Below are 579 nucleotides of genomic sequence, written 5' to 3' on the forward strand. Positions count from 1 at the left end.
GGTCGGGTCCCCGCTGCTGTCGGTGCGCAGGACGAGCGTGTTGACGAAGAAACCGACCAGGTCGCGAAGCTGCTCGTCGCCGCGCCCGGCGACCGGTGTACCGACGGCGAGGTCGGTGCCGGCGCCGAGCCGGTTCAGGGCGGAGACCAGGGCCGCGTGGACCACCATGAACGGCGTGCAGCCCTCCGCCATGGCCAGCTCACCCACCCGGCTCATGACGTCCGGACCGAGGTCGACCTCGACCTCGCCGCCCCGGTGGGTCGCCCGGGCGGGACGGGGCCGGTCCAGGCGCAGACCGTGTTCCTCGGGCAGCCCGTCCAGCGCCGAGCGCCAGAACCCGAGCTCCCGGGCCAGCAGACTGTCCGGATCGTCGGCCGACCCCAGCACCGTCCGCTGCCACTGCGCGTAGTCCGCGTACTGCACCGGCAGCGGCCCCAGCACGCTTCCCGCCGCACCCGACACCCGCGCCGCGTAGGCCCGGGACAGGTCCTCGAAGAACACGCCGTTCGACGCGCCGTCCGTCGCCACGTGGTGCAGAAGGATGAGGAGCACGGTCGTTCCGTCACCGGGCTCGAGGAC

1 protein-coding gene is annotated in these 579 nt (G+C 73.4%); it reads right to left on the bottom strand.

Annotated features, from left to right (window positions below; translation table 11 throughout):
- A partial coding sequence (locus A2U95_RS32715) for a condensation domain-containing protein (RefSeq protein WP_277350895.1) occupies positions 1 to 552 on the bottom strand: 552 nt, incomplete at its 3' end.
- Between the last annotated feature and the right edge of the window lie 27 nt (positions 553 to 579).

Source organism: Streptomyces chilikensis, from assembly GCF_001642695.1.
GTDB lineage: Bacteria > Actinomycetota > Actinomycetes > Streptomycetales > Streptomycetaceae > Streptomyces > Streptomyces chilikensis.